Here is a 16805-nt window from a genome sequence, read left to right on the forward strand (position 1 = left end):
CATTACCTAATGATTCTTCTAAACCTAAAAAGAAAAAATCCATAACTACTAAAAATATAAATATCTACGATATCTATATTTTACAAAAGTTCATAAGTTTAATGAAAGATTAAATCAACAGTCTTTCTAAGTTTAAGTAATGTTTCTAACTTTTGAGTTTTGAAAAACTATTTACTATAAATTCGCTTAGCATTCTTATTCTATATGGCTGAAACTGCTTCGAAGGATGTACTATACTTATCATGTTTTCAGGTTTATCATTTTTATTGAGTGTTACTCTATATTTTGGTAGAACCTGTACCAATGTTCCTGATTCTAAATCTTGCTTAACATCCCAATATGATTTTTCACTTATCCCATTTCCATTAATACACATTTGTCTGCTTATATAACCATTATTAACTATGTAAGATGGTTTTATGTTAACTTCATATTTGTTATTTTCCTGATCAATTAGGTACAATTTTTTGATTGTGTTAGAGTTTATTTTTAGTGTTATGAAATCATAGTTATCTAACATATTTATATCATTGATGTTAGATATATTCATCTTCTGTAGATACTCGGGGCTGGCACATAACATTCTATAGTTATCGACGAGCTTTTTTGCAATAAAGTTACTATCTGGTAGATTGCCATATCTAATTGCTATATCAAAAGGGAATTGATTGTAGGAAATTACATCATCAGTTAGATTTATATCGTATTGGATGTTGGGGTTTTTTTCTTTGAACTCATCTAAAATTGGTAGGATTATCTGTTTACCTAAGTCAAAAGGAATCGTTATCTTAATAATGCCTTCCGCAGTATTCTCATTATTTTGAATATCTTCTTGTAAGTTTTCTAATTGTTCTAGCAACTTAATAGCAGTAATGTAAAGCTTTTCTCCTGCTTTAGTAGGTTCTATTTTCCTTGTGGTTCTTATTAGAAGTTTAGTTTGGTAATACTCTTCAAGGGCATTAATTTTATTGCTAATACTAGCGGGGGATAAATAAAACTCTCGTCCAGCAGCAGATAAGTTACCGTAGTTGATAGCAGCTACGAATAATTTGAGCTCATATAACATTTTCATCTTTTAGATTTTCTAAAAAGTTATTTGATATTTTTGTATATTATCATTTAAAAAGTTAAAAGTATAATTGGTGGCAAGTAATAAAGATTTAAATTTATAAGGATAAGATTATGAAAAAAGGTTTAATTCCACTGATGTTGGGTGGTCTTGCGATAGGGATGACAGAATTTATCATGATGGGAATACTTCCTCAGGTAGCAGGGTATTTTAATGTGAGTATTCCAGAGGCAGGACACTTGATAAGTATATATGCATTAGGAGTTGTAGTTGGAGCACCATTATTAATATTTTTCTCATCAAGATATAGCCCTAAAAAGTTACTTATAGTGATAAGTATTATGCTGGCATTATTTAATGGTTTATCAATATTTGCGACAAATTATGAGTTCCTAATGGTTGCAAGATTTTTATCTGGTTTACCTCATGGTGCCTTTTTTGGCGTTGGTTCTGTAGTTGCTATGCGTATAGCTGATCCAGGTAAAGAATCACAAGCTATAGCTTTGATGTTTGCTGGATTAACTGTAGCTAATCTTCTGGGTATTCCTTTGACAACATCTTTAGCACTGATGGTAGGATGGCAAATAGCATTTGTGATAGTTGCTTTGATAGGTATTATGACAGTTGTTACGGTGTTGTTGTTTATTCCAAATCTAGAGCTAGAAAAATCTAAGGACTCTACCAGTACATCAGATAAACATATATTATTAAAATCTAATAGCTGGTTAGCTTTAGGAGTAGTTTCTTTAGGTTTTGCTGGATTGTTTGCTTGGTATAGTTATATATCTCCATTAATGATAAATGTAACAGAGCTTTCAAATACAACTATTCCGTATATATTATTCTTAGCTGGTTTAGGAATGTTTTTTGGGAACCTATATGGTGGTAAATTAACTGATAAAGTTGGAGCAATAAATGCTACAGTTGTTACTTTAGTTGGTCTTGTATTAGCGTTATTATTGATGTATCTAACAGCTAATTTTAAAATTTTTGCAATAGTCATAAGTTTTGGATTAGGATTCTTTGCATTTGCTCTAGTTCCAGCTGTCCAAACCTTAGTGATAGAAGTTTTCAAAGGGTCTGAAATGTTAGGCTCTACGCTAAGTATCGCAGGATTTAACATTGCTAATGCAATAGGTGCTTTTGCTGGAGGTCTACCAATTGCTTATGGTTTTTCATACTCAAGTAGTGTAATTGCAGGTATGATAGTTTCTATATTAGGAGTGTTAATGATATTTATGCTTAAATATAGGTTATCAATGGCTACTCAAAGTGCTTAGAATATAGTTTAAATTTAATTTTTAAGTTTTGATTTTATTGCAGTCATCTCATCAATCTGACTAACTTTGATTTCTAGGGCGGAAGCTGGGAATGCTGTAGAGTCAATATCTCGTAAAATTTTTTTAGAAGCAGAGCAGTGAATATTTGTTACTTTTGTAGTTTCTAGTATCTCTTTTACATTAGTTGAGTTAATTCCACCACCCGGCATAATTTGAATTTGGCTTCCAAACTTTTCTTGTAGATTTTTTATAATTTCTAAACCTTGTATTACATTTGGTTTAGCTCCAGATGTTAGGATTCTATCAAAGCCAAGCTCAATAATTTCTTGCGTAACTGTGTATATATCTGTTGTTAAATCAACTGCTCTATGAAATGTTAGTTCTTTTTCGGCTTGTTTTGCCAGCTTGATAAATGGCTTTAGAAACTCTTTATCTATTTTATTTTCTTTAGTCAAAGCACCAATGACAATACCATCAACACCAAGCTCTAGCATCAGTTTACAATCAGTAAGCATAATTTGCTGGTCTATCTTATCGTAATAAAAATCACCAGTACGATGGCGAACCATAGCCTGTAATGAACCTATAAAATTCTCTTTGGCAAATTTGACTAAACTAGGCGAGGGTGTAAGTCCTTCTACTCCAAGAGCGGAGCATAGTTCTAATCTATCAGCGCCAGCTTTTTGGGCATTGAGTATTGATTGATAGTTATCTATACAGATTTCTAGGGTTGTCATGGATGAGCAGATTATCTAACTTTGATTTATCATATTATAACATTAGTTTTATGTTGGTTTCGCTACTAACCACTAATGAGTAACCCTTTATTAATCATAATTCATAGTCTTCAATTTGTTTTAGAGTTGGTATAATTGTTTGTAATAAAATTAATTTTATAGAGTTTTTATGAGTCAACTATTTATCGTTTATCTTGGCGGGAGCGCACCCAAAGCAAATATCGAGTTACATGATGTACAGTTTGTAATAGGTAATATTATCGAAGATACCTATGAGCAACTTAGACAAAATTGGTTTGGCACGGTCAAAGGATTGCATTTGGATAGTTATAAAGCTCTCAAAGGTGCAGATGGTTATCAAATATCTATCCAAGATAGACCTCAAAACTTTAATAAAAAGTTATATTTTGTCAATCTTGGTGGCTATGATGAATCTAAGCTAAATGAGCTACATGAGTTTGCTTTATTTGTTGCTGCAGATAAAACAGAAGCAAAAGAAAAAGCAAAGCAGAGTCTACTAAAAAACTCTTTACATCAGCATAAAGATAATCTTATGGAAGTTGATGATTGTTTAGAGCTTAGCTCTATTGATGGTAAGTATATCCACTTAACTCTAAGTGATGAAGTGTATGATTTAAAACCTGATTGGTTTGGATATAGGGTAATTGGGTAATGCTATGGATAGTTCAATAATTTCATTAATTAATTCAGCTGTAGCACTAATTATTTCAGTTATAGCTCTAATATATACAGTTAAAACGTATTTACTTAAATCAGGTACAAAAATTAGAGGGTCTTATGGAACATGTTCAAGTATTGCATGTGAAGATGAATATGTTTCTAGAGTTACATTAGAGAATCTCAAAGACAAATCAACGGTAATATTTAAAATATATTTACTAATAGGACATAATTATTTTGTAGAAATTGATGATTTTGGAGATGCACCACTTATACTTAAACCATTTGAAGCCTTTAATAAAGAATATGGGCATATCGATTTATATAGTGTGAGCATGAGGAAGATTGATCTAAATAAACTTTTTAGAAATGATAATGTAAAAAAAAGAATAGTTATTTCGACTTCAAGAGGGAAGTATGTGATTAAAGATCATGTTAGGTACTGGGATCCAATAGTTGATTTCTTTAAAAATTATTCTACAGCTATTATAAATATTAGAAGAACAGTTTATAAAAACAAAAGTTACGGGGGTAATGTTCTATATATTGTTGATATGGAAACAAAAAATGGAGAACAAATTATACCAATATATCCAGGAGATCATGAGCTTGCAAAGTTTAATGAATTTCAGCTTACAAAAGATTGCTTAGAATCTAAAAAAAATTTGGAACTATTTTTTAATAATCTAAAAAAATCAAAAGCTATTTCTTTTGAAAATATAAATATACTTGATATGAAAGATAATCTTGAAAAAAAGTATAAGCTTGAGTATCAGCAAGAACCAATAGTTGCTAAGCCATATAGCTATTATAAATATAAAATATTAGGTTGGTTGTTAACAAAGTATGAAGATCGTTTGCTTAGAGAAAAGAATAAAAAATATAGAAAAGAGAAGTCTTAAAAACATGATTTGATTGAAGAGCGCTTTAAATGTTGAATAAGCTACAAAATCAGCCTTGCTTGTTTTTTAATAGGCTCAAGCATATTATCAGTCCAAATCCAGTAATAAACTGGTTCGCTACCTTTAAAGCTTGCCACATAGTGATTGTCTTGACTATCAATAGCATGAATTGTTAGCTCATCTAAATATCCAGTTTTAAGATGGCGTAAATCTTTAGCAGCTTCTAACACAGCATCTTTTACAGACATCCCCATTTTTATATATAAAACTACAGATCTTGCAGTACCACAACGAATAGCCATCTCACCAGTATGTGTACAAGCACAAGCACCATATCTAGAGTCGGCATACGAGCCAGCACCAATAATTGGGCTATCACCTAACCTACCAGGATAACGCCAGCCCCAGCCAGAAGTGCTTGTAGCAGATGAGATAGTGTTATTATGGTCTTTTGATAGATAGACTGTAGTATCAAATATTTTTTCAGGATCAACAGCAAATTTACTTAGTTCTATCAGCGGAATATTTGGAAACTTAGCTTTTTGCTCAGCAGTTAAATGTTTATCTAAATGTTCTAACCAAACTTTTTTAATATCTGGTAATAAGTTATCGATTTTAGTAGCATTAATTTCATTAGCAAATCGATTTGCTCCTTCAGCAACTAATATCTCATGATGTAATCTTTGCATAACTTCATGAGCAACCTCGACAGCATTAGCATAACCTTTTAGAGCACCGATAGAGCCTGTACGCAGATCATCACCATCCATTACAGAAGCATCTAGAGTTACATTGCCCAAAATATCAGGCCAAGAGCCTCTACCTACAGTTTTGATAGTAGTATCATTCTCTACAAGTTTAATACCTTCAATTATAGATCTGAGACCATTTTCTTTATTTTTAAGTCGTTTGAAAGCTTCAGGTACGCCACTACGACCTTCATCATTTGCAATTAGAATCATCTTTATATCCTAAGTTTAGTAAGTTTTTTTAATACTGGAGTTAATGCAAATAATATAACAGCCATAATAATTGCTGCAATAAAAAGTTTAAAATATCCTGATGCAAAACTATTTGCAGGAGTGTTTTTATCTACAGCAATATGTGAACTAATTACACCACCAAAGAATCCAGCATAAGCACTAATTGTCCACCATACACCCATCATTGTTGATTTTAGATGCTCAGGAGCAAGGCGAGTGACTAAGGCTAATCCAACAGGTGAAATGCACAGCTCACCAAATACAAGCATTAGATAGCATAGTAATAACCATATTACATTAGCATGACCTGACTGAGCTGCTATTGATCCAGCTATGCTTAAGAATAAGAAACATAACGCAAGAAATACTAAGCTAAATACAAATTTTAACTCATCAGAAGGTTCTATGTTACGTTGACTTAGTTTCTGCCATAAAACACCAAAAAAAGGGGTAATTATAACTAATAAAGTCAGTTGTGTTGCCATAACAGTAGTAACAGGCATATTAAAACCTAAGATATTAAGTTCAATATTATGCTTGATAAATATAGGAATACTAATAGAAGTTTGGTTACTCAGTGACCAGTAAAAAAGCATAAATATTGATAGTATTAAAAGAATAGCAATATTAGTCTTTTGATTACTTCCAAGAGATTTCCAAAGAGATATTAGATAAATCAACAGAACAATTCCAGATAATGAAATAATTATCATTGATTGAGTCGGGTGAGCTATTAAATAAGCAAAAATACATGCTGAAAAAATCACAAATAATATAATTGCTTGCCAAACATTTAATCCCAAGAAAAGTTTTCTTTGCATAACTTCATAGTTTGGCGCATCACAGCTTTTGGGGAAATGCTTTTTACCTGATTCAAAAAATATTAACCCGAGAGCCATTCCAAAAGCGGCTAAACTAAAACCATAATGCCAACCAATTTTCTCACCGACAAAACCAACTATAAAAGTTGCTAATACAGAACCAAAGTTTATACCTGTATAAAAGTAGGCAAAGCCACTATTTCGTAGAGACTCTCTATCATCATAGAGTCTACCAACCATTGTAGAGACATTTGACTTGAAAAAACCTGTGCCAGCAGAAATACAACCTAACCCTAAAAATAATGCAGTATCACTAGATCCAGATAGTGCCATAATTATATGACCAGTCATAATTGAGACACCACCAATCAGCACACAACGCCTGTAGCCAATAATTCTATCTGCTAAAATCCCACCAACAGCGGTAGTGATATATAGATATGTTACATAGCTACCAAAAACTAGAGCAGCATTAGCATCTGTGAAATCTAATCGCTGAGTCATGTATAAAATTAAAATAGCTGATAATCCGTAAAAGCTGAAGCGTTCCCACATTTCTGCGAAAAATAAGAATTTGAGTCCTTGAGGATGCCTAAGATGTTCCATTTTTGATTTTATTAAAATATAGGGTAAATTCATTTTAACTAAACACTAAATATAAATCATTAATAAGCTATTGCTAAATGTACTTTTAATAGCTAAAAAGTCTTAGTAGCTATTGATATCTAATGTATATTGAATATAATTTCCGCTCTTATATAAATTAATAACCCAAGGTAAATAAGTATGTCATTCAAAGGTTCATGTCTTTGTAATTCTGTTAAATTTGAAATTGATGGTAGTTTTGAAAATTTCTTTCTGTGTCATTGTGAGCATTGTCGTAAAGATACAGGTTCAGCTCATGCAGCTAATTTGTTTTCATCAAATGCAAAATTAAATTGGCAATCTGGTCAAGAATTAGTCAAAAAATATAAACTACCTGCATCACATCATACAAAAAGTTTTTGTAGTGAATGTGGTTCAGCATTACCTTTTGAGCAATCAGAATTTAATTTAGTAGTAGTGCCTGCTGGTAGTCTAGATGATAAAGTAGATATTAAGCCGACAGCTAATATATTTATGGCTAGTAAAGCTAATTGGGATGAAAATTTAGCATCAGCTCATAGTTTTGATGCTTTTCCAATGCCTTAAAGAATAATATTACTTACTATTTTTCATAAGTTTTTCTATACCAACGAATGTAACATTAAATATTACAGGTCCAAGAAATATTCCTATAAAACCAAAAGCTTGGATTCCTCCTAGTATACCTATCAATGAGGCAGCAAAACTAAGTTGTACTTGTTTATTGATAATTTTGGGTTGCATAATATTGTCTGTGAAAATATTTAAAGCAAAACCAACTACTAGTATGATAATAGCTTTAGTAGCACCATATACTACAAATACACTGGCTCCGATGAGTATATAAACAATGCCAACCATAAATGGGATCATAGATGCAATAGCTACGGTAAATGCAAGTAAAATAGGTGTTGGCATACCTGTTAGTAAAAATACTATAGCCATAACAGTACCAACAAGTGATGCGGTTAGAAAAATTGCTAAACTTACTCTACGAGTTGTAATAATTGCTGTAGATATGAAACTATCGCTATCATCAAAGTCCTTAAGTACTACTTTTTTTGCAAATTTTTCTAAAGTAGAGCTACTAACTAGGAATTGATATACCAGTAAAAGTGTAATTAAAAAATCTGTTATAAAACTTATAGATGTTGAGCCTACGTATCTAACTTTAGGTAATATTTGACCTAAATTGGAGATTATGGTGTCACTATCATCGTTAATTGCCTTTATTAGTTTGTCAAAATGTTCTTGAAGGATATTTCCTATGTAAGGAATTTTACCTATAGAATCACCAAGCGTAGCAAAAGTTTGTGAGAGTGTTTCTGGATGTTGTAAGTATGAAACAATCTCTGAGATAGCATAGTATAGAACAATTAATATAGGAATAAAAACACACAGAAGAATTCCCATAACTAATAGGAAACTACTTCTATGTTTACCAATATGTTGCTCTAAGTACTCTTGAAGGGGAGCCAGTATTATTGCCAAAAGTCCTGCAAAAAGAATAGAGTAAACAAAAGGGTATAAAACCCACATTACTAAAGCACCAATAATGCAAATAATAGATAGTTTTTTAATAGTTTGTAGTGACATTTTATTTATAGTTGTAGTAATAATTAGAATAAAGAATAGCAATATGTTTAAGTTTTATAAACTGCTCTATAAGCTTAATTCATAAAACTTACAACTATTTAAGTTGATTCTAAAGTTTAACAAGATTGATTTATCAATGTTTAGAAGCATTTCGAGAGATTTTACCATTGCTCAATATTTCCTTGAGCATCTAAAAATTTTCCAGAATCTTTATGATGAAGATTCTCAATAAGATTCGTCATTGTTTGGATGCTATCACTAATTTCCATAGTAGCATTATCTCCACCCATCTTAGTTTTAACCCAACCAGGTCGAAGACTTATGGTAATTATCTCTGGGCACTCAGCAGCAAATGTTTTTGTTAACATATTTAGAGCTGCTTTTGATATGCGGTATGAATAACCAAAACCAGCTTTTGTTTGCTCTATAGAGCCAGCTTGACTAGCCATATTGATAATTATTGGATTAGCAGATTTTAGCAGATTCTTTTTGAAATTATGAATAAGATAAAAAGCTCCTAAACAGTTCGTTTGAAAAGCATTATTTATCCAGTTTGGATTAGTCTCAGAAATACTAAATTTTTGATGGTTCTCAGGGTAAATACCGGCATTGTTTATTAATATATCAATAACAATACTTTTATACTTCTGAAATAATTGTTTTTGGTCTGTAGGACTACTAACATCAAGTTTTTCTATAATAAGTTTTTGATATTTCTTAGAAAGTTCTTTTAGGTCATTTGCTTTAGATGGATCACGGCAAGTTGCAATTACATTAAAGTTTTTTGCTAAATAGTGTTCAACGAAACCTAGCCCAATTCCTCTATTCGCGCCCGTAATTAAAATATTTTTTTGCATTATTTTAGTACTTATATATTTGGTTTTATATTATATGACAATTAGTTTTGGCATCACTAATTAAACTCTTTGCGGTACTTTTAGGTAGTTCAACAGCTCCTACTCCTGCGCCTAAAATAGCTCCTAAAATAACAGCCCCACCTATTTGGAATGGTTGTATAAATGAGTTTTTACTTAAGCCACCACTATCAAACATCATTGGAGACATCATGGCTCCGCCAACCATTCCTCCTAATAAACCTACAGGTACCATTAGAATAGTTCCTACTCCTATACCTATTGCTGAGATAGGTGTCATAAGGATAGTAGATAGCGTGCCACATTCTTTGTTTTGTTTATAACTTTCGCTTTTTAATGTTCCTGGTGCTACAGAATTTATATTTTTATCTTCTGATAAACAATATCCCATGCTGGTAGTTAGGAGTAATGTTGTAAGACTAAAAAATAAGATTACTTTTTTAAACATAATTTCATTAGTAAGTTAATAACTTATATTAAGTTATATTATCACTTTAAATTAGATTTTTGAAAATTATGAAATTGAAATATAAATAAAGAAAAAATATTTAGAAAATAAGAATTACCAACCAGTAACTTCTTTAAGTTTAGAACCTAACTCTGCAGGTGATCTAGTATAAGCGATACCAGCAGCTTCAAATGCAGCGAATTTTTCATCAGCAGTACCTTTACCACCAGAGATGATAGCACCAGCATGACCCATACGCTTACCTGGAGGAGCTGTAACACCAGCAATATATCCAATAACTGGCTTAGTAACATTGTGTTTAATGTATTCAGCAGCTTCTTCTTCAGCTGTACCACCAATTTCACCGATTAGGATGATAGCTTCTGTTTGAGGATCGTTTTCTAGAAGTTTTAAAGCTTCGATTTGGTTCATACCAGGGATTGGGTCACCACCTATACCGATACAAGTAGACTGACCAAAGCCTAATTTAGTAGTTTGAGCAACTGCTTCATAAGTTAAAGTACCAGAACGAGAGATGATTCCAACTCTACCAGGTTGATGAATATGACCAGGCATAATACCAATTTTACATTGACCTGGAGTGATAACGCCAGGACAGTTAGGACCAACTACTTGTACATCTTTACCTTTTAAGTACTCTTTAACTACTAGCATATCTAGAGTTGGAACACCTTCAGTGATGATTACAACTAGTTTAACACCCGAATCGATTGCTTCGATAGCAGAGTCTTTTACAAATGGAGCCGGTACATAGATTACAGATGCATCGGCACCAGTAGCTGCAACAGCTTCAGCCATTGTGTTGAAAACTGGTCTATCTAGGTGAGTAGTACCACCTTTGCCAGGAGTTACACCACCTACGATGTTTGTACCATAAGCAATAGCTTGCTCTGAGTGGAAAGTACCGTTTTTACCAGTAAAACCTTGTACTAAAACTTTTGTATTTTTATCAACTAATACGCTCATTATTTAATATCCTTTTAACTGTTTTAATTTATTAACCTAGTGATTTTACAACTTTATCAGCAGCATCAGCTAAACCATCAGCAGGTATTAGTTTTAAACCTGAATCAGATAGGATTTTAGCACCTTTTTCTGCATTGTTACCTTCTAGACGAACAACTACTGGTACAGTTACGTTTACTTCTTTAACAGCTTCGATAATTGCTTCTGCGATCATATCACAACGAACAATACCACCGAAGATGTTAATTAAAACAGCTTTTACATTCTCATCATCTAGGATTAGTTTGAAAGCTTCGATTACTCTTTCTTTAGTAGCTCCACCACCAACATCTAGGAAGTTAGCAGGCTTACCACCATATAGTTGAATGATATCCATAGTAGCCATCGCTAGACCAGCACCGTTTACCATACAACCGATGTTACCTTCAAGAGCTACGTAGTTTAGCTCATGCTCAGAAGCTTTAAGTTCTTTAGCATTTTCTTGAGATTTGTCTCTTAGAGCTAATAATTTAGGGTGTCTGTAAAGAGCATTTGAATCAAGGTTAATTTTACCATCAACACAAACGATTTCACCGTTTTCTCTAACTGCAAGAGGGTTGATTTCAAATAAAGCAAAATCACACTCAACAAATGCTTTGTAAGCACCTAGCATAGTTTTAACGAAATCATTGATTTGCTTGCCTTCAAGACCAAGTTTGAAAGCTACTTCACGAGCTTGAAATGGTTGAAGACCAACTAAGGGATCTACTTCTACTTTAAGGATTTTCTCTGGAGTATTGTGAGCTACTTCTTCAATATCTACACCGCCTTCAGTTGAAGCCATGAATGTTACTTTACGGCTAGATCTATCAACTACAGCACCAAGATATAACTCACGAGTAACAGGGTATACATCTTCAAATACACCTACAGAATTAACTGGCTGACCTTCAGCATCAGTTTGGAAAGTAACAAGGTTTGTACCGATTAGGCTCTCTGCTACTTCACGAGCTTCTTGAGATGATTTAACAACTTTTACACCACCAGCTTTACCACGACCACCAGCATGTACCTGAGCTTTAACCACAGCAAATTTACCACCAAGTTGGTCAAATGCTTGAGCAGCTTCATTTGGGTTATGAGCTACGATACCTTTTTGAACTTTTAGACCATAGCTTTCTAAAAGATCTTTAGCTTGATATTCATGTAAGTTCATTGATTTTCTTCCTTATTTGATCGTTTGACGAAAATTTTTGTTAAATAACATCTCAAATAATAACTCATTTACGCTATTTTTTCTAATAAAAAACATAATTTAGATTTAAAGATTTAGATATATGAAAACTCTTTAGGTAGTGTATGTTATGGAGTGCTGAATATCATTGATTTTATTGTCTATAAATATTTCGTTCATGGTGTTGTTACATTTTACTTAAAGTAAGTAATAATTTACTAAAACTCTCGAATGCTGAAAGATTAGTCCTAAAAAAGTCGTTAATAAAATGCAATTATAGTAATATTATTTGGTAAATTTAAAAATAAAATAAGGTGATTGGGAATGTTTGATTACATATTTAATAAAATTAAATCGACTATTTTTTCTAAACTCACGCCTGCACAATTGTTAATTACATCAGTATTAGCGTTTGTGTTTGGTTTTATTCCAGGAGTCTCATACTCTCCATTACTCTTTGTAGCAGTAATAACATTGGTGATAATTCTTAGAATAAATATTGGTGTGTTTGTATTTATTGCGATTATTGCAAAAGCACTTTCATTTTTGCTTGAGATTGTTAGTTTCTCATTCGGACAATTCTTGCTAGATGGTTTTACACAACCTATTTTCAAGGCTATGGTTAATACGCCAGTCTTAGCCTATGCTGGATTTGATTATTATCTCGTCGCAGGAGGGTTTGTTCTAGCAATAATCTTAGGTGTTATATTTGGCCTTATTATCGCAAAGATATACAAAAAGATAATTGCAAAAATGTCATCTATTCAGTCAGGTACAGAACTATATAACAAAATCACTAAGAATTTTTTTGTTAAGATAGCTAGTTGGATCTTCTTGGGTAAGAATATTGCAAAAGTTGACTGGGTTGAAATGCAAAATCGTAAGTTTAGACAGCCATTTAGATTAACAGGAATTGTTCTTGTAGCTTTAATTATTGCGGCTTTGATATATTCTCCTAAGCTTTTAGAAACATCAATGGTATCAAATATCATTAAGCAACAGTTGACTAAAGCAAATGGAGCAACAGTTGACTATCAGTCTTTAAGTTTAGATTTTACAAATGCAAGCCTTGATATTAAAGGCTTAGGCGTAGCAGATCCAAAAAATCTTGATAAGGATAGATTCTATGCTGAGAATGTGAATGCGAGTCTAAATATTTCAAATTTACTTACTAGACAGTTAACATTAAGAAATGTTTTGGTTACTGGTGTATCTTTAGATAAACAAAGAGCTAAGAAAGCTAGTTTATATATCAATACTAAAGCAACATCTAAAGATGATGCTAGCATGAATTCAGAAGAGTTTAAGAAGAAAGCTATAGAAAGTATTGGTAAGGCAAGTCAAAATTTACAACAAGTAGATCTTCAAAAGTTAGAAGCTAATGCAAAGCGAACTAAAGAAGTTGCTGATGGTATTAAGCAAGCAGCAGAGTTCTTATCAAACTTTAGTTCTAGTAATGATGATGCAACTGGTACTAAACAGACAGAATCAATTACACCGAAGCAACAAGCTAAAGTATATGGTTATGCGAATGTAAAAAATGAAATGCTTCGTGATAAGTATCCTAGTTTTGTAATTCAAAATATTGATATAAAAGGTTATCAAAATGCAGGTACTACATACGATGCTAATATAACTAATATATCAACAAACCCTGTGCTATTAGGTCAGCCAACAGCAATTAATGTTAAATCTGTGAATAATAGTGATGTTGATGTTAGCGTAGTTGTTTCAAATAAGCTAAATGTTGATAATACTGTCAAGTTTAATTTGCAAAATGTAGCTGGGAATGCAATTAAAGGTTTGAATATTCAAGGGGTTAATATAAATGCTAATAGCTTAACAATATCTGGTCAAGGAACTTGGCAGTTTAGTGGAGTAAAAAATATAATGTTCAATATTCCTTTGCAGCTAAAATTTGATATTGTGAGTGTTAGCCTTAACCAGTTTACTCAGAAAATACCTAGCTTAACATTAAACGGTGTTATCACTGGTGATTTGAATAAACTCAACTTTAGTGTTGATGCATCTTCTTTGAAGAGTCTATTGAATGTCGATACAGTCAAAAATGTTGCTAGCCAAGTTGCTAAGCAAGCAGGTTTAGATAAGAAAGCACAACAAGTTATTAATAATACTAAAATTAATGGTAAGTCTATCCAAGATTTAAATGCAAATGACATCAAAAAGATCAATAAAAAAGATGTTCAAAATATAGCTTCTCAGTTTGGGATCAAAATTAATTAAATCAAAAAATTCCACTAAGTAGCCCATATGTTTAAAAGAAGTGTTCAACTTACAAATAATTGTTCGTTAGGTTTTTGGGAGAATTGATTGAGACGTTAGCTATAGCTGTAGTATTTTTTATCAAAGGCCTTTGGCACTTAAAATATTGCTCTTAGGCTTTTCTTTATGGTACAAAATTTTTACTTTAGTGACTTCATTGTATTTTACAGATATAGGCTTTTTTAGCTCATCCGCATAATAGATATACTTTACATGCTCAAATTGTGAACATATAAGTGTATATGGAGTTCCTTCAATACTTGCAGGCAGTTTTATGGTTTGAGTGTTTGTTATAGAATTCGAATTAGTAACATCTATGTTTTTTTCTATAAGAGGAGTGTGACTATTTTTCGATATTATCTTGACTGATGATGGGCCTTATGATGAATCGAAATTTGATCAAGTGAATATAGCTATGGGGGCATATTCTTAGATTTGTTTACTCAAATACTTCTAGGGCTTTCAGGAAAGTATCTACATTAGCATCTTTTTTGGTTGCATTTTCACTTAAATAGCGACGGAAGACTTTGGCATTAGGTAAACCATTGAATAAGTTCAATGTATGCTTTGTTATATTATTAAGCTTCATATTAGGATCATTGTCTAGCTTGATTTTTATATAATCAGCCATCTTGTAGGCTACCTCAAGTGGGGAGATATCATTAATGTGCTGGTTGTAGAATAGATTGTCAAAATCTTTAAATAACATTGGGTTATGATAGGCTTCGCGTCCAATCATTACGCTATCTACATGTTTTAAATGTTCTTGGGTGTCTTCTATGGTTGTGATACCACCGTTGATGCCTAACTCAAGATTTGGGAAATCTTTTTTGATATTATAAACAGTACTATATTTTAGTTCAGGAATAGTTCTATTTTCTTTTGGAGATAAGCCACTAAGCCATCCTTTGCGAGCATGAATACAGAGATAATCTGCCCCAGCTTGTACTTGTTTATCAACGAAATTATATAGCTCTTCATAACTGTCATTATGATCGTAGCCAATACGACATTTTACAGAGATAGGTATATCTAGATTATCTTTCATAGCCTTGACACAATCTGCTACAAGCTCAGGTTCTGCCATTAGAGATAAGCCAAAATTACCTTTTTTCACTCTTTCACTAGGACAGCCTACATTTATATTTATTTCATTGTAGCCAAGATTTTGTGCAAGTTTACCACATGTTATGAAATCCTCTGGTACACACCCTCCAAGCTGTAATGTAACAGGATTTTCTTCAGGATTATATTTTAATAAGAAATCTTTATTACCATGTATTATGGCATTCAAGGTAATCATCTCTGTATACAGCATAGTGTGCTTTGTTATTAGACGCATCATGTAGCGATAGTGTTTATCAGTCCAATCTAGCATTGGAGCAATACATATTTTTCTATTGGAAGATTTCATTTTTTATTATTCTGATCAAAAGATTAATTACTGATAATTATAATGGATCATCGTCAAAAGTTAAGCGATGAATGATGCTATCTATTTGTGTACGGTATTTTACTGTATCTTTTGAGTATCTACTATACTGTGGGTTTGATCTATCATATAACCAGTTAGCTAAGTCCCATCCGTAAGTAGTCTGGAAACAGAGTTTACCAAATTCTGTTAGATTAAACTCTGCTTGAGTTTGTAAACACCCTGTCATGAAAACATCAGCATAAGTTTGTAGAATTGGATAGCTCTTATTTGGGAAGTCGGCATCCTTAAAGTCCTTCACGTACATCCAGTAATCACCCTTAGGTAAGCTTTTGACACCTAGTGGTACTATATCTTTACGAGGTATTTTTACACGACAGTATGATGCTTCTCTCAAATCAGTCGCAGAAATATCAGAAGCACTAGCTTTGTAGTATATTGCATTCATAGCATAGCCTTTGTTAGGGACCGCTAGTAAAAATGTAGCGTGAGATTTTTCTCCTCTTGATGCCCATAGTCTTTCAAAGCCACTAACCAGTACTGGCGCAGCATAAGTCGCTTCAGGAACAGTTATTTGTCTAGAATCCTTGTTCATCAAGCTTCCATAACCAATAACGTAGTTGTTTCTTTTTGAGCTCACTTTTGGGCGACAATTTATGCTATTCTCTGGTGTTTGTGATAACTTACTCTGTTCAAGTATTTTAAGTTCACTTTGGTGTATTGATTCTGCTTTTTTAATACCTGATTTTTTCCCAATCAGAAAACTAGAGGCGATTACAGCAACTAACAATATTACTACTAAAAAATTTTTCTTTTTCAAGGTTTTCAAACTTGCCTTATATCTAAAGTATAAGATTATATTAGCATTTCTATA

Annotated in this window: 16 protein-coding genes; 5 read left to right on the top strand and 11 right to left on the bottom strand. The window is 32.4% G+C overall.

From position 1 onward, the window contains the following. Positions 1-145: 145 nt before the first annotated feature. Positions 146-1072, bottom strand: coding sequence for a LysR family transcriptional regulator (locus tag F3D57_RS02245; protein ID WP_150465043.1), 927 nt, complete (start codon positions 1070-1072; stop codon positions 146-148). A gap of 110 nt (positions 1073-1182) precedes the next feature. On the opposite strand from F3D57_RS02245, the gene F3D57_RS02250 reads away from it, so the two are divergent. Then, complete coding sequence (locus F3D57_RS02250; protein WP_150465044.1) at positions 1183-2349, top strand: MFS transporter; 1167 nt, start codon at positions 1183-1185, stop codon at positions 2347-2349. Positions 2350-2363: 14 nt separating this feature from the next. On the opposite strand, the gene F3D57_RS02255 is transcribed toward F3D57_RS02250, so the two are convergent. Continuing rightward, a complete protein-coding gene (locus F3D57_RS02255) occupies positions 2364-3086 on the bottom strand; it encodes a copper homeostasis protein CutC (protein ID WP_150465045.1) in 723 nt (240 codons plus the stop codon). A 169-nt stretch (positions 3087-3255) separates the two neighbouring features. On the opposite strand from F3D57_RS02255, the gene F3D57_RS02260 reads away from it, so the two are divergent. Beyond that, on the top strand, positions 3256-3759 hold the full coding sequence (locus F3D57_RS02260) for a DUF1543 domain-containing protein (RefSeq protein ID WP_150465046.1): 504 nt from the start codon (positions 3256-3258) through the stop codon (positions 3757-3759). A gap of 4 nt (positions 3760-3763) precedes the next feature. Further along, on the top strand, positions 3764-4669 hold the full coding sequence (locus F3D57_RS02265) for a hypothetical protein (protein WP_150465047.1): 906 nt from the start codon (positions 3764-3766) through the stop codon (positions 4667-4669). A 41-nt stretch (positions 4670-4710) separates the two neighbouring features. On the opposite strand, the gene F3D57_RS02270 is transcribed toward F3D57_RS02265, so the two are convergent. Both F3D57_RS02270 and F3D57_RS02275 read right to left on the bottom strand, forming a co-directional pair. After that, the gene (locus F3D57_RS02270) at positions 4711-5631 is read right to left on the bottom strand and encodes a N(4)-(beta-N-acetylglucosaminyl)-L-asparaginase (RefSeq protein WP_150465048.1); all 921 of its coding nucleotides are present in this window, start codon (positions 5629-5631) and stop codon (positions 4711-4713) included. A gap of 2 nt (positions 5632-5633) precedes the next feature. Beyond that, the gene (locus F3D57_RS02275; RefSeq protein WP_150465049.1) at positions 5634-7079 is read right to left on the bottom strand and encodes a peptide MFS transporter; all 1446 of its coding nucleotides are present in this window, start codon (positions 7077-7079) and stop codon (positions 5634-5636) included. 180 nt (positions 7080-7259) lie between these two features. On the opposite strand from F3D57_RS02275, the gene F3D57_RS02280 reads away from it, so the two are divergent. Then, the gene (locus F3D57_RS02280; protein WP_146421074.1) at positions 7260-7664 is read left to right on the top strand and encodes a GFA family protein; all 405 of its coding nucleotides are present in this window, start codon (positions 7260-7262) and stop codon (positions 7662-7664) included. Between the two features lie 9 nt (positions 7665-7673). On the opposite strand, the gene F3D57_RS02285 is transcribed toward F3D57_RS02280, so the two are convergent. The 5 genes from F3D57_RS02285 to sucC all read right to left on the bottom strand — a co-directional run bounded on the left by F3D57_RS02285 (position 7674) and on the right by sucC (position 12198). After that, positions 7674-8693: an AI-2E family transporter gene (locus tag F3D57_RS02285; protein ID WP_150465050.1), complete on the bottom strand. Its 1020-nt coding sequence runs from the start codon at positions 8691-8693 to the stop codon at positions 7674-7676. Between the two features lie 161 nt (positions 8694-8854). Next, positions 8855-9550 (bottom strand): SDR family oxidoreductase, encoded by a 696-nt coding sequence (locus tag F3D57_RS02290; RefSeq protein WP_150465051.1) that lies wholly within the window; start codon positions 9548-9550, stop codon positions 8855-8857. Between the two features lie 25 nt (positions 9551-9575). Continuing rightward, positions 9576-10016 (bottom strand): hypothetical protein, encoded by a 441-nt coding sequence (locus F3D57_RS10320; protein ID WP_224728140.1) that lies wholly within the window; start codon positions 10014-10016, stop codon positions 9576-9578. 114 nt (positions 10017-10130) lie between these two features. After that, positions 10131-11003, bottom strand: a complete 873-nt coding sequence (gene sucD, locus F3D57_RS02300) for a succinate--CoA ligase subunit alpha (protein ID WP_150465052.1) — start codon at positions 11001-11003, stop codon at positions 10131-10133. A 31-nt stretch (positions 11004-11034) separates the two neighbouring features. Further along, on the bottom strand, positions 11035-12198 hold the full coding sequence (gene sucC, locus F3D57_RS02305) for an ADP-forming succinate--CoA ligase subunit beta (RefSeq protein WP_013923499.1): 1164 nt from the start codon (positions 12196-12198) through the stop codon (positions 11035-11037). Positions 12199-12540: 342 nt separating this feature from the next. Between sucC and F3D57_RS02310 the strand changes: the two genes are divergently transcribed. Then, positions 12541-14460 (top strand): TIGR03546 family protein, encoded by a 1920-nt coding sequence (locus tag F3D57_RS02310; RefSeq protein WP_150465053.1) that lies wholly within the window; start codon positions 12541-12543, stop codon positions 14458-14460. Positions 14461-14938: 478 nt separating this feature from the next. Here the strand turns inward: F3D57_RS02310 and dusA are convergent, their stop codons facing one another. Both dusA and F3D57_RS02325 read right to left on the bottom strand, forming a co-directional pair. Then, positions 14939-15913 carry a tRNA dihydrouridine(20/20a) synthase DusA gene (gene dusA / locus F3D57_RS02320; RefSeq protein WP_150465054.1) on the bottom strand — a complete coding sequence of 325 codons (975 nt, stop codon included), beginning with the start codon at positions 15911-15913 and terminating at the stop codon, positions 14939-14941. 37 nt (positions 15914-15950) lie between these two features. Then, positions 15951-16751, bottom strand: coding sequence for a gamma-glutamylcyclotransferase family protein (locus tag F3D57_RS02325; protein ID WP_146421082.1), 801 nt, complete (start codon positions 16749-16751; stop codon positions 15951-15953). Between the last annotated feature and the right edge of the window lie 54 nt (positions 16752-16805).

Origin of the sequence: Francisella sp. SYW-2 (assembly GCF_008711475.1) — a bacterium.
GTDB lineage: Bacteria > Pseudomonadota > Gammaproteobacteria > Francisellales > Francisellaceae > Francisella > Francisella salimarina.

Excerpts from the sequence above, each read along its gene's own strand:
- F3D57_RS02245 (WP_150465043.1), bottom strand. The coding sequence starts at position 1,072 with ATGAAAATGTTATATGAGCTCAAATTATTCGTAGCTGCTATCAACTAC.
- F3D57_RS02250 (WP_150465044.1), top strand. The coding sequence starts at position 1,183 with ATGAAAAAAGGTTTAATTCCACTGATGTTGGGTGGTCTTGCGATAGGG.
- F3D57_RS02255 (WP_150465045.1), bottom strand. The coding sequence starts at position 3,086 with ATGACAACCCTAGAAATCTGTATAGATAACTATCAATCAATACTCAAT.
- F3D57_RS02260 (WP_150465046.1), top strand. The coding sequence starts at position 3,256 with ATGAGTCAACTATTTATCGTTTATCTTGGCGGGAGCGCACCCAAAGCA.
- F3D57_RS02265 (WP_150465047.1), top strand. The coding sequence starts at position 3,764 with ATGGATAGTTCAATAATTTCATTAATTAATTCAGCTGTAGCACTAATT.
- F3D57_RS02270 (WP_150465048.1), bottom strand. The coding sequence starts at position 5,631 with ATGATTCTAATTGCAAATGATGAAGGTCGTAGTGGCGTACCTGAAGCT.
- F3D57_RS02275 (WP_150465049.1), bottom strand. The coding sequence starts at position 7,079 with ATGGAACATCTTAGGCATCCTCAAGGACTCAAATTCTTATTTTTCGCA.
- F3D57_RS02280 (WP_146421074.1), top strand. The coding sequence starts at position 7,260 with ATGTCATTCAAAGGTTCATGTCTTTGTAATTCTGTTAAATTTGAAATT.
- F3D57_RS02285 (WP_150465050.1), bottom strand. The coding sequence starts at position 8,693 with ATGTCACTACAAACTATTAAAAAACTATCTATTATTTGCATTATTGGT.
- F3D57_RS02290 (WP_150465051.1), bottom strand. The coding sequence starts at position 9,550 with ATGCAAAAAAATATTTTAATTACGGGCGCGAATAGAGGAATTGGGCTA.
- F3D57_RS10320 (WP_224728140.1), bottom strand. The coding sequence starts at position 10,016 with ATGTTTAAAAAAGTAATCTTATTTTTTAGTCTTACAACATTACTCCTA.
- sucD (WP_150465052.1), bottom strand. The coding sequence starts at position 11,003 with ATGAGCGTATTAGTTGATAAAAATACAAAAGTTTTAGTACAAGGTTTT.
- sucC (WP_013923499.1), bottom strand. The coding sequence starts at position 12,198 with ATGAACTTACATGAATATCAAGCTAAAGATCTTTTAGAAAGCTATGGT.
- F3D57_RS02310 (WP_150465053.1), top strand. The coding sequence starts at position 12,541 with ATGTTTGATTACATATTTAATAAAATTAAATCGACTATTTTTTCTAAA.
- dusA (WP_150465054.1), bottom strand. The coding sequence starts at position 15,913 with ATGAAATCTTCCAATAGAAAAATATGTATTGCTCCAATGCTAGATTGG.